Source organism: Mesorhizobium sp. 01N446, assembly GCF_056399285.1.
Genome location: NZ_JBFTRA010000011.1, coordinates 103,638 through 122,974 on the forward strand (window position 1 = coordinate 103,638; position 19,337 = coordinate 122,974).

The window sequence follows — 19,337 nt, forward strand, 5'->3', positions numbered from 1 at the left end:
GCCTCCCCATACGTGGAAATAGGCGCTACAAAGGCGCGATGGGGGAATCGTGCAACTTCGGTCCATTCGTGCTCGACCCGGAGCGGCAGATAGTGCTGCGCGATGGAGTGACCTTGCCGCTGGGGCAGCGTGCGCTCGCACTGCTGACGGCGTTGGCCAAGGCCGACGGTCCGGTCGACAAATCGACGCTGATGGAAGCCGCTTGGCTCGGCACCATCGTTGAAGAAAACAATCTCACGGTACAGATTTCAGCGCTGCGCAAAGCGTTGGGGCTGCGCGACGATGGCAGCGAGTGGATCGTAACCGTCCCACGGGTCGGCTATCGGCTGATCAAAGGCGCAACTGGATCCACAAATGACGCCGAGATTGGCGGCCTGAAGCTTCCTTCAATCATCGTCCTGCCATTCCAAAATCTGAGCGGCGACGTCTCTCAGGATTATTTTGCGGACGGTGTCGTCGAAGACCTGATCATGGCACTCAGCCGGTTCAGCACCTTCGTTGTACTCGCACGCAGCAGCTCGTTTGCTTACAAGAGCCGCAACGTCGATGTGCGCGAATTGCAGCGCGACCTGGGCGTTCGATATGCCGTCGAGGGCAGCATGCGGCGCGCGGGCAATAGGATGCGGGTCACCGCGCAGCTTGTCGACGCGGCAAGCGGAGCACAGCTCTGGAGCGATACGTTTGACGGTGTCGTCGAGGACGTCTTCGATGTTCAGGAGCGTATCGCTGAGAATGTCGTCGGCAGGATCGCGCCGCAAATCCGCGCCGCTGAGATGGAGCGTTCGCGGCGGGCTCGGCCCGAGAATTTGGATGCGTACGATCTGACGCTCAGGGCTGCGCGATACTTCTACGCCAATCCCGGCTACGGCGCCGATTTGGAGACGGCGCTGGAACTTGCGACGCTCGCCGTCGAGCGGGACCCGACCTACGCATACGGACTCCATGTCGCAGCGTGGCTCGACTTTAACCGCATTCTAATGGGATTTTCGAACCTTGGAGAGAATGAGCAGGGGGCTTGCGAAGCACTCGCGCGTCGCGCAATCGCCGCTGCGCGCGGTGACCCGGAGATTCTATGTCGCGGGGCGCTCATCCTGATCCATATCTCAAAGGACTATGACCAGAACCTAGCACTGGCGAGAAGTGCCGTCGACGATGGGCCAAACAACATCGACGTTCTCACCGAGGCCGCGGTAGTCGAGCTCCACTGCGGAGACGTCGAGGAGGCGATCCGGCTGGCGAAGCGGGCAATGGCATTGAGTCCAAAAGATTCCGTGAGCGGCTTTCCAACCGCGACGATCGCGCACGCCAATATGATACTGGGCGACTACGAAGCCGCGATCGAAAGGGCGAGCCGGTCTGTCGCGTTGAACCCTGCCTTCTTTCCCGCTTACTGGGTCTTGGTCGCCGGCAACGCGCAGCTGGGACGTATGGATGCAGCCAAAGCGTGGCTCACCAAATGGCTCGAGATTCAGCCGCATGCAAGTCTGTCTCAAATCCGACGCGTGCAGCCGGCGAAGGATCCTTTGCGCCTGGCCGCAATCTATGAGGGGCTAGCACTGGCGGGCGTGCCCGATGCGAGGTCCAGATCGGCGTGAACGATCCCTCCAACTGTTTTGGACCTTGATGCATGGCCTCGTGAATGCCAAGTGGCGCGTTGTCGGATGGCAGGAACGTCCGCTTTCAGAGGGTGGCAGAGCTGACCTCAACGGCAGATAAGGGGCGCATTACTGCCATGCAGCCTGATCATCCTGTGACGAATGCGTCGTTTGATAGCCAACCGCGCGAGGAGGCTAGGTCGGCCCTTGCTCAGCGCTCGTAATCGTTATCATTCGAGCGCTGGGTCTTGCGGTCCTGCTCTTCAGCCCGCAGAGCCTTCTGCTTGTTCGCGTCCTTCTGCTTGGCTCTCACCTTCTCCTGCTCGGTGCCGGTGCGCGGCTGCTCCGGCTGGCGGAGATCGTCCCGAGTTGGAAGGTCGCGCCCTCGCGCCTCGCGCTCGGGGATCGGCTCGTCGACACCGCCACGACGCTGCTGCTGGCGCTCGAATTGCAGCCGCGCCAGACGTTCCTGCATCTTGTCGTTCACCTCTTCACGATATTGTTCGAACTGTCCTTGATGCGCCGGCGGCAGCGTCTCGCGCATGTTGTCCAGAGCCTGATTGACGCGGGCCATCTGACGCCGCATTTCCAAGGGGGTTTGCGCCATGTTCAAATCTCCTATCAGTGCATTCAATTCTCTCACACCGGGATGGGACAGGAAAGACTCCTGCCCCGACTGATCAGTCCCACGACCCGCGCCAGGACCTGGCTGCCCCTCCCCTGCTCGATCGCGACGGAACTGCAGAAAATTGTTTCCGATCGACTCCGCTGCCATGAGAGCCTGACCGACTACGCCCGCGGTACGCATTGTCGACACAGTCTTTTGCCATGCGGCAGCGATTGCGTCGCCGTTCACGACAAGGGATTGTCCATCCAAACGGCGTTGCCGCTTGGCCTCAACTCGCTCGATTGTTTTGGCGCTGACCTGATAGCGCGGATCGCTCTGGGCGCGGCTATAAGCCCCGGCATGCTCCTTGGTGAATGGCCGCGTCATCGCATGATCCATGCGCCGCGTCGCCACCATCGCAATGCCATTCTCGCGTGCCTTTTCCGCGAAGGTCTCGCGCCAGGCGACAAGGTCTGGCTTGTAGAATTTCAGGCGCTCGCCGTCGGCTGACCGTGCCTGCACCATCGCATGGATATGGACGTGCTTGGTGTCCTTGTGATGCGCCAGGACGAACTTGTACCCCGGCGCGCGCTCCTCGAGCACGGCGCGCGCCGCGGCCATGACGGCGTTGGCATCGGTGCCGACCCTTGCCGAGAAAAGCAGGTGATAGGCATTGCGGCGCTCACGCCCCGAAAACTGCGGCCGCCATTGTTCATAGACCGAAGCCGCCGCCTTGGTGGAAAACTTCGCCCCGGACACAGGCTCGCCATTTGCGTGGCGGACCTGGTTGTGGGTGCGGATGAACTTCTGCAGGAAATATTTCGCTTTGGGTTCACGGCTCACGGCCGCAGTTACCTCTGCCTTGGCGACCACGCCAGCGGCGCCCATGGCCTCGGACAAGTGCGCCTCGATCTTGTCGAGCGCCTTGCTGCGCGAATTCTCCCGACCGCCCGCAAGCACCTTGGCGAGCGGCCCCGCCCGCTCATCGGTGTGTGCGTAAGCCTCCACCGTCTGCCCGTCCTGTGCATAGATGAACGGCTTTGCGCCGAGGGCCTTGTTCAACGCCTCGCTCAAGGCGGCGTCGGTGACCTCGCCGGCGAGCTCGAAACGAACCTCGATAAAATTGGTGTTTTCCAAGGGCGGTTCTAACGTCTCGCAAAACCTTTCCAGGAACGCCTTTCGTGCGCCGCCTGTCGCAAGGACTTGTCCATCCTCGTTAAAAATCTCGATGTCGTGTTTCTCGCCTTTTTCGTCCTCGCGCTTCCCGATGTAATTGAGCAGCCGAGCCGCCGCTTCCTTGGTCGATGGCGGATTGGGCATGACCTTGAACACGGCAGGCTGCGCACCCGCCGCATAGCCTGCCCGTGCCGCCACGGCGCGTGCCTGAAAGGCGACCCGCGCCGCTCGTCCTGTCGCGCTCGCGCGACCCGCACCACGGCCGCCGCCGCCGCGCCGCTTCCAGTCTTCCTCCTCCTCTTCCGGCCGGAAACCGGCGAGCGTGGCGCCATAGACCATGATCGGAGCGCTAGCGGCCTTGGGTGAGCCAGCAGCTGCAGTGGACTTCGGAGCCCCGCTGGCGACGGAGCTCCCTGCCACTCCTGTCCCTGCCTGCGACGAACGAGGGGCGTTCCTGCCGCCAGCTAGCGTCGAGCCGGCTTGTCCTTGCCCGAGGGGTCCGCCACTCGTCGCGGACTTGTCGTCGTCCAGGTCCTCGCGCTTCACGCCGGACCCGCCTCGAAGATAGCGTTCGATTTCGGCCGCGTAGCCAGCAAGACGACCGCTCAAGGCCTGGCCTCCCTCGCCTTGCGGGACCCGCCAGTCATCGCCTTCAGTTCGTCGCGGAACTGCCGCACCAGGTCGCCCACCGCGATCAGCGCCTGCTCAAGATCCTCATCGTGGGCAACACGGCCGTCGTTCATGGCGCGCACGGCCTGATTGAAATTGACGCCGACGCGCCGCAGCTGATCGGTCATGTCCAAGATCGCCGGCCGCAACGCCTCTGACGCGATAGGCAGATGCCCGACCTCTGCCCGCACGAGACGCCGGACGACCTCGCTGACGGTAACGCCGTCCCGCTCAGCAATGGCTTTGAGGTTGGCCAGCTCCTCAGCCGAAAACCGGATGTGCGTTACATCGCCATAGCGTCGTGAGGCGCTCTTCACCGCTGTTTTCTGAGCCTCTGCATCCATCTCTCAAGCCCGCTTGCGGGCGCTAAGGCCCTACAGGGCCGCGCCGCCTATTTGTGTGTATCACAAAATAGGCTATCCTGCCAATATAGAAAAGGGAGAGGCTACTAAAACTGAGCGGACGTCCCCTCACGACCTAGCCCAGTTTCCAGCACATAGACCAGGCACGCCAACGTCGACATGTTCCATAGTGATTTGTTGTGATGTGTCGGTGACGCGTTGGAGACTTGTGTCCATGTTAACATGGACACACCCGAGCGGTTGCAGTCGGGATGCTCCACCGTATCCGTACTCACTGAAGATAGCAGTCCGGAATGATTGCGCTTGCGATCGAGCGTTTTATTGGTGCGCGCCTGGGTTGCCAAACCGGTCAGCCCCGTCGACTATGTCATGATGTTTCGACCGTGATTTTGTTTCATGTGTCCATGATGACTTGTCTCCATGTTAACATGGAGACAAGGAGACAACGCCGGAAGGAGGCCCCCATGATCATCTCCGCTGCGATCCCCAAGGGCGGCACTGGCAAATCGACGATGCTGCGTGCCCTCGCATCCGTCGCGCTGCATAGGGGCTATTCGGTCACTCTCATCGACGGCGACCGGCGGCAGAACATGAACCGCTGGTTCCAGATGCTGGGCGAAGCTGGCAATCGTCCTGACAGGTTCCAGATGGTGAGCGCGATGACCCCGCAGGAAATCCTTCGCGCCGCAGCCACCCACAACGGTGAACGCTCGGTCGTGTTGATCGACACGGAAGGCACCACAAACGATAACCTCATGGCTGGGCTCTTCGCCGCCGATATTGTCGTCGTGCCGGTCTATTTTGCTCTCGACGATGTGACCGCCGCTATCCAGATCACCGACCACTACATCCCGCTGGCGGTCGAGAGCCGGGGGAGACCGCTGCCTGCGATATTCGTGCTGACCAAGCAGACCATCATCGATGGCAGGGCGCGAGCCCTGACCGAACTGCGCGCCATCATCCAGGCCAACGGCACGCCGATTGCAGAACACGTCCTGCACAATCGCGTTGCCTACCGTGACCTCCAGACCGGGCAGACCCTTTACAGCCCCGATGTGCCCGATGCGAAGGCGATTGCCGAAAGTGAAGGGGTCTTTGAAGACCTTCTGCAAACCTTCATCGAAGCCACAAGGAACGCGGCATGAGCGAAGAAACTGCACCGAAACCCGGTGACGACAAGAAGGCCCGCATGATGAAGGCGATCTCCACGCAGCCGCCAGCGCTGCCCAGCATGTTCATCCCGCCGAAGGCCGAGACGTCAGGGATCAAGGAGCAAGCTGCGCCACAGATGCAGGAATCGACAAAGCCGTCCCCGGCAGTCGGCCCCGATTTCCGCAAGCTGCTGCGGCAGGGTCAGAAAAAGGACCCCATCGCCGGAAAGAAGATTCGCGAGGAGGAGATGATCCGCTGCGGCTACTATTTGACGGCTGCGGAGCAGCGCCAGTTCAAGTTGCTGGCGATCAGCAACGGGCACAGCATGACCGAACTGCTGCGAAAGGCTGTCCAGGACTATATCCGCATTCATAAGCACAAACTGCCGAAGGAATAATCGGCGGTTGGAGTCGCTGTCTCTTGCTGTAGCGGGTGATGTTCGTGGCTCTTTTGCGACGTGCAAAAAAGGGCCGCGACGGAACACTCCGTCGCGGCCCTGGGACGTGTTGCCTAATTGGGTTGGTTGAGGTGTTTCAGCACCTGGCCGAAGATTGTGTCTCGCACCGGACGCCCGCTGGCTGCCGCTTTGTCGTCGACCAGCTTTGCGGCCAGTTTGGGCGACAGCGGGATGAAGTCGTAGCCGTGTGAGATGGCTGCGCGGTGAAGATCCTCAGGCGTTTCGAACGCGCGATCGTGGGTGCCGAGCCAAAGATCGGGCTCGTCGGTTTCTTCGTGCGGGAATGCTTGCAGGAAGTACGTCCGGAGTGGGGGATCGTAACCGATGACAGCGTCTGGATCCGAGCGGACTTTTCCGGTGGTACCAGTGACAGTGATGGTATAGCGGCTCATTGCAACCTCCTATTGCCGGTGGGGAGCCGGCCCCTTGCGGGGCCGGCCACCGATGCCTCACTGGGGGTTGTTCCAGAGGATGACCTTCTTGTTTTCCTCGCCACCGGGGGCGGGAGCGAGATTGCCGAAGATGACGCCGATCTCCGGGGCTTCCAGCTTGACCGAGAGGTATTCCTCGCCCGAACGCTGGGAAATGCGGTGCCAGCCGGCTCCGATCTCGAAGCCCGTGCGCTTGTTGACGATCCGGTAGTCAGGGGCGTCCTCGCGCGACTTGTTGGTGTTCGGGATCAGGGTGATCGGGGCGTTGACTCGGAGCGTGGCAAAGACGCCTTCCATCGAGCCGTCGGCCTTGGTGGTGAGGTTTGCGATCGTGGTGGCCATGGTAGTTCTCCTTCGGTTACATCGGGACCATTCCCGATGGCGCCACAGGAGAGGGCCGTCCTGCTGCGGTCATCTCGGCGAAAATTCTGGAAAATTCTATTTTCCGAAAAATTGCGGGCAGGCCCTTCGCCTGTCCGCGGACAAAAGCAGAAATCGAATTTTCCTGAATATTCGCCGAGTGTACCCCCAACGGGGGTTGACCGCACAAAGCAGGCGGTCGTCTACAAAGGCGACATGAAACGGGAATGGCCCCGGATGCGACCGAAGGAAAAGAACTCAGGCCGCCATCGCCAGACCGCCGACGCAACGCTGGCGGATCGCAGGAACATGCTGCAGCCTCTCGGGTCATATAGTCGCCATTGCCAACACATCGAACAGCAGCCCGGCGCGTGACCGCCTTGCGTGTTCGGTATGGCGGCATAGCGGTTTCGAGATCGGGCCGGCTGGCAGCGGCCTTCACGCCCCCTCGGGGATGATACCGCGCAGTCCGGTTGGATGACCCGGCAAGCCAGGATTTTGTTCGGCACGCTTGCACCGGCTTCAGAGGTGAGAAAAGATGAACGCACAAAACCCCGCGGCTCTGCGCGTGGACCGGTTTCGAAGGGGCCGGCTCCGTCCGCACATACAAATGGATTAGGCGACGAGGAGCCGGATCAACATATCTGATTGAACCCGCCGGGCTGTCGGCGGGACCGCATCCATCATCCTGGCAACGTTAGACGCTCCTCCGGCGTCATGCGCGCTTCGACGTGGCGGCGAGTGTCCGGATCGACATGGCGGAGCATGGCGCACCAGTCCTCCACATTGTACGTCGTCGCCATCCGGCCCCTGGCCAGATCGTAAATGACGCACGGCTTGTTCGCGATGGCGAGCCGAAGCACGTTGACGGCCGTACCGGGTGATGCGCCGTCCCAGACCATCATGCCAAAGTCGGCGCGCCGCGCCATCTCCCGGTCCTTGGCGGCGTCGTACCAAGATCCATGAGTGCCTCCAGGAGAAGGAACATGGTAGGCGGCCCAGTCGCCCAGATTATTGCGGGGTTCCTTGCCGGCATGGAAGACGCCGACATGCTCATATCTGTAGCCCGCGAGCAGGCCTTGCGCCTCGGCATCGGCTCCCGAAGCGTCGCCAATCATTACGCCGTGCTCGGCAGCAACGATTGCGCCGATGCGAGTAATGGCAGGCTCCGGCAGCTCGAATATCTCGCTTGATCCACCTATGAATATCATCGACATCGTGACTTTCCTTCTCTCCAGCCTCCCGCCCCGCGCCGGCCGCCCTCTCCCTCTGGTCCTGCGCGAGGGACCATCACCTGGCCGTGACTGCGAAGCCGGCGCGGAAGCGGCGGGACGCCGCGACTAGAGCCCGGTCGGGCGCAGGCCGGCGCGCCTAGGCCTTGCACCGCCGCAGCAGGTGCTACGCGCGTGGACTAGCGGCCTTCGGCCAGCCAGAGGCTCACGTCCTGGATCGAGCGCATCAGGATAGACGGGTTGTCCCGCGACGGCTTGCTCCACGTCGCGCGAGTGCGGATCCGAGGAAAGCGGCGCTTTACGCGCCGCCCTCCGCGAACCGCCAGACGGGGATGCCCAGTCGACGGGCCTTGTCGGCCAGGTTGTCGGTGATGCCGGAGCCGGGAAAGACGATCAGGCCGTAGGGCACCACCGAGAGAAGCTGGTCGTTGCGGCGGAACGGAGCGGCCTTGGCGTGCCGGTTCCAGTCCGGCTTGAAGGCGATCTGGGTGACCTTGCGATTCTCGGCCCAGCAGGCGGCGATGCGTTCGGCTCCGCGTGGGCTGCCACCGTGGATCAGGACCATGTCAGAATGCTTCTCGCGGGCCTTGTCGAGCGCGTCCCAGATTCGGTCGTGATCGTTGCAGTCGAGACCACCGGCGAAGGCGATCTTGGTGCCGGCGGGAACGAGCACCTCGGTTTCAGCGAGGCGGCGGGCAGCGAGGAAGTCGCGGCTGTCGATCACCGCCGCCGTCATCGCATGGTGGCTGACCTTGGAGCCGGTGCGCGGCCGCCATGCCGATCCGGTTTGTGCCTCGTAGAGGTCGGCAGCCTCATCGCGCATGATTTCGAGCACGTTGCGGCGCTCGATATAGGTGATGCCCTCGGCGGTCAGCCGCTCCAGCTCGACCGACTTCACCTCCGAGCCGTCCTGCTCCTGCTGGCTTGAACGCTGCGCCTCCTCATTGCGGTCGAGGCTGCGGGCGACGCGCTCGGCGGCACGGTGGAAGACGTTTGCGAAGGACCAGAGCAGGTCGTCGAGATCGGGTTCGAGCCTGGTGTCGCCAAGCATGCCGGCAAAGGTCTCGACGATCCCGGCGAGGCCGGCCCGGATCACTTCGTCGTCGGGAAGTGGCCGAGGATCAGGTTCGTCCTGATGCGGGCGATGGCCGTACATCTGCAGTTCGAGGATGACGCGGTCGGTCGGCGAGGAGGCGTGGTAGGGCTCGGAGGCGTCGTCGAGAGGAAGGTCGTAGGTCATGGCGGTGTCTCCGTCGGTTGTGGCCGCACCTATCGCGGCCTGACAGCGCATCCCGGCCGCGCGCCGGGCGCGGCCGCACCGAAGGCCGAAGCGCGAGCGGAGGACGGCGAAGCCGTTGCGGCCGTAACCGGGGGGTGGCAGGGGTCGCCTCTCAGGCAGGCCGCGGGCGCGGCCTCTCCGGTGGAGCGCCGCTATGTCTGCAGGCTATCCGGCGACGCCGTCCCGGCCCGCGTGTCGGCCCGAACCCATTCACCCGGGCGGCAGCAAGAGACGGGCATCCTCCGGGACGAGCTGGTCGCGGAGCCATGCCGCGAGACGGGCGGGCCCGAGAAGACGCAGATCGTCGTTGAAGTCGCCGAGCTGCGGCCGCAACACCAGGGCGAAAATCCCTGACTCGCCCGCGCGCTGGCTGAGACGCTCGATGCCATGCCGGCCGGCGGCGTCGGCATCGGCTGCGATGTACAGGCGACGGCAGCCAGGCGGGATGGTCAGGCCGGCGAGGTGATTGACCGAGGTGGCGGCGGCAACCGGCAGCGCAGGCATCACCGACCAGAGCGAGGCCATCGTCTCGAACCCCTCACCGGCGGCCACAACCGCGCCTGGCGCAGCGGGCTCAAGGCCAAGCCAGATGGCGTTGCCCAAGAGATGACCCAGTGAGCGGCGTGGATCGGCGAGTTGCGCCTTGCCCTGACCCGAGGGATCAAGCCAGGTGCGTTGCAGGCCGGTGATCTGCCCGTCGAAGCTGGTGACAGCGGCAATCAGGGCAGGAAGCGTTCGCGTTTCGCCCGTCATGAAATCCCGGTAGTAGCAGCCGGGATGGAAGCGCAGCGCGCGCTCACGCGGGGAGAGCAGAATGCCGCGGCCGCCGAGGTATCGTTCGGCCAGCGTGCCGGCGATTGGTTGCGACATGGCGAACAGACGACGCGCCGTGTCAGGCGAGCCGCGTGCCGCGGCAGGTTGGCGCTGCGCGCCAAGGGGATGGGGCGGTGGCAGCGGCATGGAGAGGAAGCGACGTGCTTCATCCGCGACCTCGCGGAAGTCGACCAGACCACAGCTCTGCTCGATCACGTCAAGCAGGTCGCCATATTCCCCCGACGACTCGTCGACCCATTTTCCGGCTGCCTTGCCGCCAACCGCCGTGAGCCGCACATGCATGGAGCGGCCGCGTGTGTTGCGGACATCGCCAACCATCCAGTAATTGCCGGAGCGATGGCCGTTGGAGAGATATTCGCGGCACACCGCCTCGGCATGTTCGCCAAGGCGGTGTGCCAGCTCGGAGGCCGAAACGGTCATGATCGTCTCCCCTCACGCCGCAGCCGCGCGGTCGGTGACGCCGACCAGTGTGTGGCGGTCGAGGAGCGCAGCTAGGATGGACGGTCCTTGCTCGCTCGTCGGGATGAACAGCCGCAGCTTCCAGGAGATGATCTCGGAGATCAGCCCCAGCGCCTTCAGCCGGGGGACCGTCGCCTCGGTGAAGCCGATCAGCTCGATACGGTAATCGTTCATGACGCGGCTGCGGCGCAGGATCAGGCCATCGGCGAGTTGCAGTCCGATCCTGCCTTCCACAAGCCCCGTCCATGCATCTTCCGGCGCGAGCGCCGGCACATCGTCGAGCCCCAGATTGTGGAACATGGTCGCGACAAGGGTCGGAGCGATGTGACGCCCGATGATGCGCTCGCCGGCATCGGTCTGGATCCGATAGACCTGACAATCATGATCCGGCAGCCTACGCCAGATTGGCAACAGGAGGCCCGTCACGATGTGAAAGGTGCTGGTGGTGAACTCCGGGACGGCAGTGACCTCTGCCTGCCACAGGTCGCAGAACAGTTTTCGGGCGGCGGGCTGCCAGTGGGTCTCGGCAAGGGCATCGAGACCGAAGCGCAGTTCGTCCGTCGGCCGCAGCAGGCGTACGCGGTGTTCGACTGTCCCGTCGTCGAGCATTAGGCTGGCCGTCGGCAGCTGTATCGCCGCGCGGTTCGACCGCGCGTTCACCAACAAAACCGATTGCGGTTCCGCCCGGGCGATGGCCAGCGCGTCGACCAGGCTGAGCGGCCGAATCCGGTCCTTGCGTGCGACGGTCAGCACATGCGACTGCGCGCCCGAGATCGGGTGCGCGTAGACGGTGCGGCGATCGGTGACGACGATACTCTCCGCCGTGATCGTCTCCAGGCCTTTGTCATAGGAGCCGGCAGCGATCGCGCCCTCGACCTTCGCCGTCATCAGTTGCTCGAAGACCTCGAACAGCAGGTTCTGGGTTTCGATCCGCAACGCCAGCAGGCGATTGAGCCAGGTCGTGATCGGCGGCAGCTCGTCACGCAGCCCGCCCTCGTCAGTCGTCAGCGACAGCCCGGTCACGGTCTCGAAGGTGGTGAGCGAACAACCTTCGATCCTGCCCTGATGCAGCAGCATGTAAAATTGGCGAAGTGCGGCCCGCGCGTAGGGGCTTTCAAGATTGTCCTCGGCACGGAACAGCCCTGCCCCGCCGGTCTGGCGCTGGCCACGCGTGATCGCGCCCAGTGTGTCGAGCCGTCTGGCGATCGTCGACAGGAAGCGCTTGCCGGCCTTCACGTTGGCGGCTATGGGCCGGACCAGCGGCGGTTGCTTCTGATTTGTGCGGTGGGTCCGTCCGAGCCCCTGGATGGCATTGTCGGCGCGCCAGCCGGCTTCGAGCAGATAGTGCTTGCGCAGCCTCTGGTTCCTGACCCCGAGATCAGCGTGGTAGGAGCGGCCTGTGCCGCCGGCGTCCGAAAACACCAGTACGCGCTTGTCGTCATCCATAAAACTCTGGGTCTCGGCGAGATTGGCCGAGCCAGGGCGGTTTTCGACGGCCAGCCGGTCGATGCCGTCGCGGCCGGTCTTCTTCACGATGCGCCGCGAGCGGCCGGTCACCTCGGCAACGGTGTCGGTGCCAAAGTGATGGAGGATCTGGTCGAGCGCGCTACCGACCGGCGGCAGCGATGCGAGTTTTTCGATCATCACGTCGCGCCGGCGAACCGCCTCCCGGCATTGAACCGGGTTGCCATCTTCGTCGTGGTCAGGCCGCGAATAGACGTTGCCTTCGGCGTCCGAATATTGCTCGAACAGCTGGGTGGGGAAGGAGTGGATCAAGTACCCGCCGACGTACTCGCGCGGTGTGACGTCGACATGCAGGTCCGACCATTCCTCGGTCGGGATCTCGGCAAGGCGTCGCTCCATCAGCGCCTCGCCGGTCGAGACGATCTGCACGACTGCCGAATGACCCTCGATCCGGTCCTGCTCGATCGCGCCGATGAGCGTCGGCGTCATCATCGAGGTGATGAGATGGCTGAAGAAGCGCTGCTTGGTGCTCTCGAAGGCCGAGCGCGCCGCCGATTTTGCGTCGCGGTTCAGCGTGCCGGCCTCACTGGTGATGTTGGTCGCCTCGAGTGCGGCGGTCAGGTTGTTGTGAATGACCTGGAACGCGTCGGCATAGGCGTTGTAGATGCGGATCTGTTCGTCGCTTAGCTCATGCTCGAGGAGGTCGTATTCGACACCGTCATAGGAAAGCGAACGCGCCGTATAGAGGCCGAGCGATTTGAGATCGCGGGCGAGCACTTCCATCGCCGCGACACCGCCGTCCTCGATGGCCGCGACGAACTCGGCACGGTTGGCGAATGGAAAATCCTCGCTGCCCCAGATGCCGAGACGCTGCGCATAGGCCAGGTTCTCGACGGCGGTCGCACCGGTCGCGGAAACGTAGACGATTCGGGCGTCAGGCAGTGCATGCTGGAGCCGTAGGCCCGCCTTGCCTTGTTGCGAGGGCGCGACGTCGCCTCGCTCGCTTTTGCCGCCAGCGGCGTTGGCCATGGCGTGGGCCTCGTCGAAGACGATGACTCCATCGAAAGATTTTTTGGCCCCCGACAGGTTTTCTCCGGCCCCCGTCTGGCTTTCTTTAATCCCCGTCGGGCTTTCGGCCCTTCCCGTGTCTTGTCCGATCCAATCGAGGATTTGGTCGATCCGGGATTTCTTGCCCTCCCGTTCCTGCGAGCGCAGGGTTGCGTAGGTCGTGAACAGGATGCCCTCGGCAAGGCGGATCGGTGTGCCCTGCCGATAACGTGAGAGCGGCTGGACAAGAAGTTTTTCCTGGCCAAGTGCTGCCCAATCGCGCTGAGCATCTTCCAGCAATTTGTCGGACTTGGAAATCCAGATCGCACGGCGGCGGCCCTGCAGCCAGTTGTCAAGGATGATGCCGGCGACTTGCCGTCCCTTGCCGCAGCCGGTCCCGTCGCCCAAAAACCAGCCACGGCGGAAGCGGACAGCGTTCGCAGCGCCTTCTGGCGCGGCCGAGACGACATCGCAGGTCTCGTCAACCGTCCAGGCGCCGGTGAGATGGCCGCAATGGGCTTCACCCGCATAGACGACGCTTTCTAGCTGGGCGTCCGACAGCAGGCCCTCGTCGATGATCGCATCAGGAAGAAGCGGTCGATAGGAAGGTTTTGGCGGCGCGACGGCGGCCATTGCGGCCGACTGCACGAGCGGTGTCGGATGCGGTTTGGCGCGGGGAATGTCGATCGACTGGAGCGCGTAGGGCTCGTAGATCGTATCGGTGAGCCGGCCGCCCTCCTCCGGCATCCAGTCGCGCAGCTCATAGGCGAGGGGAAGGGCCGGCGTGCTGCTTGCTATGACCTGGCGAGCGGGCTTGGCCCGCACAATCGGACGGGCCGATTGGATGGCCTTCGGAGCAGCCGTTGAAACACCGAGGGGTGCGGCTCTCGCCCCCGATCGGGCGCCCATGTGCATGGCGGCATTGCGCGGGATGCCGCTGGACAATGCACCGATCGAGTCCGGAAAGCCGCCCGGTGCTCGGGGCGGCAGGGCGGAGATCCAGGAGAGCAACGTCTCGACATCCATGGCCTTGCCCGGCGAGCCGGAGAAGCTGGTTGGGTCGGTAGCAGGAACTTTGTCGATGATGGTCAAGCGGGTCTCAGTGGTGGTGCCATGGCGGGCGTAGACACGGCCGTCGATCGCCGCGGTGAAGACAATGGTGCCCTGCTGCTGCAGGCGTTCGAAGGCGGGCCGCCATTTGGGGTTTTCCGGAGACAGGCCGGTGCCGGTGACGGCGACAAGACGGCCACCCGATCGCAGGCGTGCGAATGCGGAGGAGAGATGCCTCCATGCCGCATCGGCGACATGGCCGTCGACATAGGCGCCGACGCTGAAGGGTGGATTCATCAGCACGACGGACGGCTCCATGGCCGCGTCGAGATGATCGTCGATATGGGCGGCGTCGTGCCGCGAGACGGGGAACCGTGGAAACAGCAGGCCGAGGAGATCGGCCCGCATCGCGGCAAGCTCGTTGAGGGCGATCGAGGCGCGCGCCATCTCGGCATGGACGGCGAGCAGGCCGGTGCCGGCCGAGGGTTCGAGAACGAGGTCACAAGATGCAATCGCCGCGGCGTGCGCCGTGACGAAGGCCAGCGGCAAGGGGGTGGAGAGCTGCTGCATGGCCTGGCTCTCGTCGGAGCGCCGTGTGTGGGTCGGAACGAGTTCTGCGATGCGCTTCATCATCGCCAGCGTTGCCTGCGGCGTAGTCGGCCGAGACAGGATCGCCGGGCCGAACCGACGCAGAAACAGCACCTGGGCGACCTCGAGCGCCTCATAGCCGTCCTTCCAAACCCAGAACCCTTGCGCATCGCTGCCGCCAAAACTGGTCGTCATGGCGGTGCGCAGTGCTGCGGTGGTGACAGGCTTGCCCTGCTCGAGGAAAGGCAGAAGCAGCGTTGCCGCTTGATAGATTGCCTCGGCGTTGTTGATGGAGGCCGGCGTCGGCGCGCCGAGGGGAGCGGCAGTCCGCGCAACGGCAGGTGTGGTCGAAACAATGTTCATGGAAATGTCCTTCGCGAGAGGGGAGAGTAGCGGCCGCGCCGGCACTCTCTGCGCGCCGGCCGGGCCAGACTCCTCCCGGCTCCCCTCTGCCTCTGGCGCCGATGCACCAAAGGGGTTGCGCTCTGTGCAAACCCATGACTTGAATGCGCGCACAGGGATGCGGCGGCGACCTGGAGCTGTGGAGGTGATGCGACGGTTCAGAATTGGCAGTGCGGTCTACGAGGAGGCAGCGCCTGACCTGCAGGCGGCGTTGGCGAGCGCCTATGCCCGCACCGAGCGTCCGCTATGCCTGTGCCGAGAGCCGGCCTGCCCGATGTACATCGCCCGCATCGGCGACCTCCACCTGATCAAGCGCATGCCGATGAGCGGCGGCGGGCATGATCCATCCTGCGATTCCTATGAATCGCCTTACGAACTGTCCGGCCTGGGCGCCTTGATGGGCACCGCGATACAGCTCGATCCGCAAAACGGCTTGGCCGCCCTCAAATTGGACTTCAGCCTGTCGAAGACAGGGAGCCGGGCGGCATCGGTGCCTGCGGGGCAAAGTTCCGCCAGCGTTACCGCCGATCCGAGGAGGATGTCGCTGCGTGGCCTGCTTCATTATCTCTGGCACGAGGCCGAACTGACGGTCTGGACATCGAGGTGGGCCCGCAAACGTCATTGGTGGAATGTCCGTTGGCATCTGCTCGAGGCTGCCGGGCAAATGACAGTGAGGGGCGGACCACTCGCCGACATCCTGTTCGTGCCCGAGCCGTTTCGGGCCGAGAACAAGGAAGCTATCGAGCAGCGTCGCAACGCGGTTCTCGGAACGGCGCTGCCGCCGAAATCAGGCCCACGAAAGTTGCTCGTCCTGGTCGGCGAGGTGAAGGAGATCGTGCCTGCCCGATCCGGTCAGAAACTCGTCATCAGGCATGTGCCCGGTTTTCCGTTCATGATCGACGATGCATTGCATCGCCGATTGCAGGCGCGTTTTGAAAAAGAATTGTCCCTATGGGCAGCGGATTCCAGCTCGCATCTCATGACGATCGCGACGTTCGGACTGAACCCGGCCGGCCTCGCCATTGTCGAGGAGGTCGCGTTGATGGTGGTGTCCGAGAACTGGATTCCCTACGAGACGGTGCCGGAGAAAAGGCTCGTCGATGGGCTCGCCCGCCTTCGCGAGAAGAGCGTGAAGGGATTGCGCTTTGACCTGCAACCCGACCAGCCGATCGCCAATGCGTTGCTTCAGAACAGGGACGAGCCGATAGCGCTCTTTGTCGTTCCGGCCGGAGCGGACCAGAACTTCGAAGTGTCGCTCGACGAAATGATCGCCGCGCGACCTGAGATCGGCTCCTGGGTGTGGCGGGTCGGCGAAGGCGATATGCCGCCGCTACCGCCTTGAGCCGTCGGCGGAATTTCCGTCGTCGCTTCAGTATGCCTTAGGCCAAGCCTAGCTTCTTCTTGAGCTCGGCATTTTCCTTGCGCAGACGGTCGGCAAGCAGGTTCTTTAGGCGCTTGTTTTCTTCTTCGAGCGCGACAAGATCACGGAGATCGCCGCTGTCTGAAGAAGGTGCGACAGCTCTCTTCCAATAATAGTAGGTCTGCTCGGATATGCCGGCCTGGCCGACCGCAGTCTTGCTGGTCGCGCCGGCAGCGATCGATTTCTCGATCTGGGCAAGCTTCTGGGCGCGTTCCTTCTCGGAATATGTCTTGCGGACTGTCTTCGCTGCCACGGGAGCTTCCGCGGGCTGGGGCGCAGGTTTCGCTCCGTTCTTGCGGACCGGCTTTACGAGCTCTGCCTTCGCTTTCTTTGCTCGCGGAACTTTCTTCTTCGATTCAGGCACTTCCACTTTGGCTGGGGCTACTGTCGTCTGAACAGTCTGAGCGTCCTGAAAATCGGCCATCATATACTCCGCTTGTGGTGTTTCCCCCTCTTCAGCATCAAGGGGTCTAATACTGAAGTCAATGACCTGGGAATTTGGCAGCGGAGCAGCATGAGCCGGTTGCGTCATCTCCGTGGCAATCTTGGGCAGGTCGAGATCGCCCCAGATCGAATGGCTTGGCTTCTGCTTACCGCGCCTCTGTTTCATTTCCACGATGAATGGCCGGATCTGGCGCTTCATAGTCTGTTCCTTGATATGAGCATGACTTGCAAGCCAAGTCGCAGTTCGTGTTAGCGAGTACCCGACGTATCATATCGCTTTCGCCGTGCTTTGTCGGAGAAGCCCCGCAACGAGCAAGCGGTGTGTCATGGGCCTAGGGCAATCGGCTCAATCAACGGGGGCAAAAATGCCTACCGAGAGAGAGCTGCCTCATACACGCGATGCTCAGGCGTCTAGCCGGCGGAGTGCGATGACTGTGCACAACCCGGCTGGACCGATTGCAATCCTTATATCCTTGGGAACTAATCTTCTCATGGCGGCGGATGAGCTGGACGCGCTTGTTTTCGGGATGGCGGTCGACAGCGTTCGTGCGCTTTCTGTTCCTTTCGCGGAAAAAGTCGCGGAAATCGCCCACAGAAGCCACGGCGTCCTGCTTTTCAATTTGCGCATCGATGGCGACATGGAACTTCAGCGCGTCGCCGCCATCCGGTATCCAAGCAATCAGACAGGGGTTCTGGTGCTGGATAAGCAGGGCTTGTTGACCAGCCATTGCATGGTCAATGGCACTTTCTCCAACTTTGTCGCTCCGTTGGAGGACTGGAACACGCTGCCGCTCGCAACACAGGCCAGGACGAGTATCGCCGGCCCGGCCAGCCTGTTCATCGGCGCTTTACGCAATGCCGGGTACTTCCCGCGTGGCAGGCACTGAGCAGACGTTTTTCTGAGGGCCGGATGCTTATTTCCTCGTGGCAGTTGGCCATACGGTCTCGAAGGTCGAGACAGCTGAGGATGGACGCGGTTGCATCCATTGAGCGAAAGTGGTCACCGTGATGGAGAGGTTTCGCCGTCGAGGCGCGGTTCTCGTAGACATCCATCGTCGCCTTCCTTCGTCAGCTCCGACGCAATCGCACTTTGGACAGGAACTCGTCGATCTCGAGATCCGACAGATCATCGAGCAGCTTGAAGGCAGCATCATGCCTTCCGGCGTTAACGAGAATCGTGCGTTTGCCGCGATGCTCGRCCCACCCGGTCTCGGGCTCTGCGTTGCGGGGGATTCCCCTGAGCTCGACAGGGGTGATGTTCCAGATCGCCTCGAGCTTTTCCGAGCGGGTCATGCTGTCGCTCGCGCCGGTCTCGTGGGCTATGATGGCGGCGCGCATCTTGTCTGGCGACTGGCGATCGGTGAGATCGCAGAACCCGTGAAACCAACGCTCGCGGCCCCGGATCCGGATCGCGAGGAATACGCTGGTGACGTTGCCGGCCTTATACTCAGACATGCCGAACATGCCAGTGCGCATGAAGAGCGGCGGCAGCAAATCGAGCATGAAGTGGTATTCTGACGCGTTGATCTCGAACCACTCGGCTGAATAGGGAGTGCCGGAAAGCGGATCGATGCCGGGAGTGTCTTTGTGGCGGCTGAACAGTTGGAACATCTGCTCGCGGGTGGCGACGCCGTCGAGCACCTTCCTGAAGGGTAGATGTGCGGTCATAAGGTCTCCTGAAGGCAGGTCGGCCACGCGCGGCATCACCGTTCCATGGCAACTGCTTGGTGTGTTGTGGCTGGCGACGGGCCGAGCCCGCGGCCGGCACGTGCATCGGCGATGATGGGGTTTGAAGGGGGTTAGGCGGCGCGTCGTTCGGAGGAACGCGAAGCGTCTCGACCAACTCCAGTGATGGCACGGACGGCGGCGGCGAGCGCCGGGATATCGTCGAGCATGCCGAGTGCGACGAAGTGGTTGGCCCCGCCGATGTAGTCTTTACGGCCCTTGCAGGTGCGGATCAGGACACCGTGACCTGAGGACAAACCGAACTGGCCGACCTGGATGTAGGCGTCGTCGTGGTGCAGGGTAATTTCACCGCAAACAGCGATGCCCGCCTTGTTTGAGCGCAGGTCAAAGCTTCCCTGCGGCAGCGCAAGTTCGGCGGCGAGTTTCTTCAGCCGTGAACGGGCTGTGGTGTGGAAACGTCTCTTCTGCTGCTCGTCGTAGGAGCAGGATCTTTTCCAGTCGAACATGTCGATCTCCATGAAACAAAAAAACGCCCGGGCGCGCTATGGCGATCCCGGGCTTGAGCGTGAGTTGGAACTGGATTGGGCCCGGCGGGAGTGCCGGGCCCGGTGCGAGCGTGAGGC

General features: G+C 63.0%; 16 protein-coding genes. 5 read left to right on the plus strand and 11 right to left on the minus strand.

The window, feature by feature from the left end:
• The first annotated feature begins 68 nt into the window (after positions 1-68).
• On the plus strand, positions 69-1,595 hold the full coding sequence (locus tag AC1DPX_RS30675; RefSeq protein WP_477241457.1) for a winged helix-turn-helix domain-containing protein: 1,527 nt from the start codon (positions 69-71) through the stop codon (positions 1,593-1,595).
• A gap of 211 nt (positions 1,596-1,806) precedes the next feature.
• Here AC1DPX_RS30675 and AC1DPX_RS30680 read toward each other — a convergent pair whose 3' ends face one another.
• The gene (locus AC1DPX_RS30680; RefSeq protein WP_477241459.1) at positions 1,807-3,717 is read right to left on the minus strand and encodes a relaxase/mobilization nuclease domain-containing protein; all 1,911 of its coding nucleotides are present in this window, start codon (positions 3,715-3,717) and stop codon (positions 1,807-1,809) included.
• A 266-nt stretch (positions 3,718-3,983) separates the two neighbouring features.
• Complete coding sequence (locus AC1DPX_RS30685) at positions 3,984-4,391, minus strand: plasmid mobilization protein (RefSeq protein WP_477241461.1); 408 nt, start codon at positions 4,389-4,391, stop codon at positions 3,984-3,986.
• Between the two features lie 482 nt (positions 4,392-4,873).
• Here AC1DPX_RS30685 and AC1DPX_RS30690 point away from each other — a divergent pair, with 482 nt between their 5' ends.
• Both AC1DPX_RS30690 and AC1DPX_RS30695 read left to right on the plus strand, forming a co-directional pair.
• Positions 4,874-5,554, plus strand: coding sequence for a nucleotide-binding protein (locus AC1DPX_RS30690; RefSeq protein ID WP_477241463.1), 681 nt, complete (start codon positions 4,874-4,876; stop codon positions 5,552-5,554).
• Positions 5,551-5,958, plus strand: coding sequence for a hypothetical protein (locus AC1DPX_RS30695; protein ID WP_477241465.1), 408 nt, complete (start codon positions 5,551-5,553; stop codon positions 5,956-5,958). The genes AC1DPX_RS30690 and AC1DPX_RS30695 overlap by 4 nt, the downstream gene beginning before the upstream one ends.
• A gap of 113 nt (positions 5,959-6,071) precedes the next feature.
• On the opposite strand, the gene AC1DPX_RS30700 is transcribed toward AC1DPX_RS30695, so the two are convergent.
• From AC1DPX_RS30700 to AC1DPX_RS30725, 6 genes are all read right to left on the minus strand, one after another.
• Entirely contained in the window at positions 6,072-6,410 is a 339-nt protein-coding gene (locus AC1DPX_RS30700; RefSeq protein WP_477241467.1) for a hypothetical protein, read from the minus strand.
• 57 nt (positions 6,411-6,467) lie between these two features.
• The gene (locus AC1DPX_RS30705; protein WP_006205585.1) at positions 6,468-6,791 is read right to left on the minus strand and encodes a DUF736 domain-containing protein; all 324 of its coding nucleotides are present in this window, start codon (positions 6,789-6,791) and stop codon (positions 6,468-6,470) included.
• Between the two features lie 701 nt (positions 6,792-7,492).
• On the minus strand, positions 7,493-8,026 hold the full coding sequence (locus tag AC1DPX_RS30710) for a hypothetical protein (RefSeq protein WP_477241469.1): 534 nt from the start codon (positions 8,024-8,026) through the stop codon (positions 7,493-7,495).
• 313 nt (positions 8,027-8,339) lie between these two features.
• Positions 8,340-9,281, minus strand: coding sequence for a DUF2493 domain-containing protein (locus AC1DPX_RS30715; RefSeq protein ID WP_477241471.1), 942 nt, complete (start codon positions 9,279-9,281; stop codon positions 8,340-8,342).
• A gap of 249 nt (positions 9,282-9,530) precedes the next feature.
• Complete coding sequence (locus AC1DPX_RS30720) at positions 9,531-10,574, minus strand: DUF7146 domain-containing protein (protein WP_477241473.1); 1,044 nt, start codon at positions 10,572-10,574, stop codon at positions 9,531-9,533.
• Between the two features lie 12 nt (positions 10,575-10,586).
• Complete coding sequence (locus AC1DPX_RS30725; protein ID WP_477241475.1) at positions 10,587-15,125, minus strand: strawberry notch-like NTP hydrolase domain-containing protein; 4,539 nt, start codon at positions 15,123-15,125, stop codon at positions 10,587-10,589.
• A gap of 187 nt (positions 15,126-15,312) precedes the next feature.
• Here AC1DPX_RS30725 and AC1DPX_RS30730 point away from each other — a divergent pair, with 187 nt between their 5' ends.
• Positions 15,313-16,506 (plus strand): DUF1173 domain-containing protein, encoded by a 1,194-nt coding sequence (locus AC1DPX_RS30730; RefSeq protein WP_477241553.1) that lies wholly within the window; start codon positions 15,313-15,315, stop codon positions 16,504-16,506.
• A gap of 37 nt (positions 16,507-16,543) precedes the next feature.
• Here the strand turns inward: AC1DPX_RS30730 and AC1DPX_RS30735 are convergent, their stop codons facing one another.
• Complete coding sequence (locus AC1DPX_RS30735; protein WP_477241477.1) at positions 16,544-17,227, minus strand: transposase; 684 nt, start codon at positions 17,225-17,227, stop codon at positions 16,544-16,546.
• A gap of 292 nt (positions 17,228-17,519) precedes the next feature.
• On the opposite strand from AC1DPX_RS30735, the gene AC1DPX_RS30740 reads away from it, so the two are divergent.
• Positions 17,520-17,915 carry a hypothetical protein gene (locus AC1DPX_RS30740; RefSeq protein ID WP_232375913.1) on the plus strand — a complete coding sequence of 132 codons (396 nt, stop codon included), beginning with the start codon at positions 17,520-17,522 and terminating at the stop codon, positions 17,913-17,915.
• A gap of 181 nt (positions 17,916-18,096) precedes the next feature.
• Here AC1DPX_RS30740 and AC1DPX_RS30745 read toward each other — a convergent pair whose 3' ends face one another.
• A complete protein-coding gene (locus AC1DPX_RS30745; RefSeq protein ID WP_477241479.1) occupies positions 18,097-18,696 on the minus strand; it encodes a DUF1419 domain-containing protein in 600 nt (199 codons plus the stop codon).
• Positions 18,697-18,827: 131 nt separating this feature from the next.
• Complete coding sequence (locus AC1DPX_RS30750) at positions 18,828-19,220, minus strand: hypothetical protein (protein WP_477241481.1); 393 nt, start codon at positions 19,218-19,220, stop codon at positions 18,828-18,830.
• Positions 19,221-19,337: the final 117 nt, after the last annotated feature.

What these genes read in the sequence shown, in the direction of transcription:
- AC1DPX_RS30725 (WP_477241475.1), bottom strand. Translation starts at nt 15,125, where the DNA reads ATGAACATTGTTTCGACCACACCTGCCGTTGCGCGGACTGCCGCTCCC.
- AC1DPX_RS30680 (WP_477241459.1), bottom strand. Translation starts at nt 3,717, where the DNA reads ATGGTCTATGGCGCCACGCTCGCCGGTTTCCGGCCGGAAGAGGAGGAG.
- AC1DPX_RS30685 (WP_477241461.1), bottom strand. Translation starts at nt 4,391, where the DNA reads ATGGATGCAGAGGCTCAGAAAACAGCGGTGAAGAGCGCCTCACGACGC.
- AC1DPX_RS30710 (WP_477241469.1), bottom strand. Translation starts at nt 8,026, where the DNA reads ATGTCGATGATATTCATAGGTGGATCAAGCGAGATATTCGAGCTGCCG.
- AC1DPX_RS30740 (WP_232375913.1), top strand. Translation starts at nt 17,520, where the DNA reads ATGGCGGCGGATGAGCTGGACGCGCTTGTTTTCGGGATGGCGGTCGAC.
- AC1DPX_RS30700 (WP_477241467.1), bottom strand. Translation starts at nt 6,410, where the DNA reads ATGAGCCGCTATACCATCACTGTCACTGGTACCACCGGAAAAGTCCGC.
- AC1DPX_RS30750 (WP_477241481.1), bottom strand. Translation starts at nt 19,220, where the DNA reads ATGTTCGACTGGAAAAGATCCTGCTCCTACGACGAGCAGCAGAAGAGA.
- AC1DPX_RS30690 (WP_477241463.1), top strand. Translation starts at nt 4,874, where the DNA reads ATGATCATCTCCGCTGCGATCCCCAAGGGCGGCACTGGCAAATCGACG.
- AC1DPX_RS30730 (WP_477241553.1), top strand. Translation starts at nt 15,313, where the DNA reads ATGCGACGGTTCAGAATTGGCAGTGCGGTCTACGAGGAGGCAGCGCCT.
- AC1DPX_RS30735 (WP_477241477.1), bottom strand. Translation starts at nt 17,227, where the DNA reads ATGAAGCGCCAGATCCGGCCATTCATCGTGGAAATGAAACAGAGGCGC.
- AC1DPX_RS30715 (WP_477241471.1), bottom strand. Translation starts at nt 9,281, where the DNA reads ATGACCTACGACCTTCCTCTCGACGACGCCTCCGAGCCCTACCACGCC.
- AC1DPX_RS30695 (WP_477241465.1), top strand. Translation starts at nt 5,551, where the DNA reads ATGAGCGAAGAAACTGCACCGAAACCCGGTGACGACAAGAAGGCCCGC.
- AC1DPX_RS30705 (WP_006205585.1), bottom strand. Translation starts at nt 6,791, where the DNA reads ATGGCCACCACGATCGCAAACCTCACCACCAAGGCCGACGGCTCGATG.
- AC1DPX_RS30720 (WP_477241473.1), bottom strand. Translation starts at nt 10,574, where the DNA reads ATGACCGTTTCGGCCTCCGAGCTGGCACACCGCCTTGGCGAACATGCC.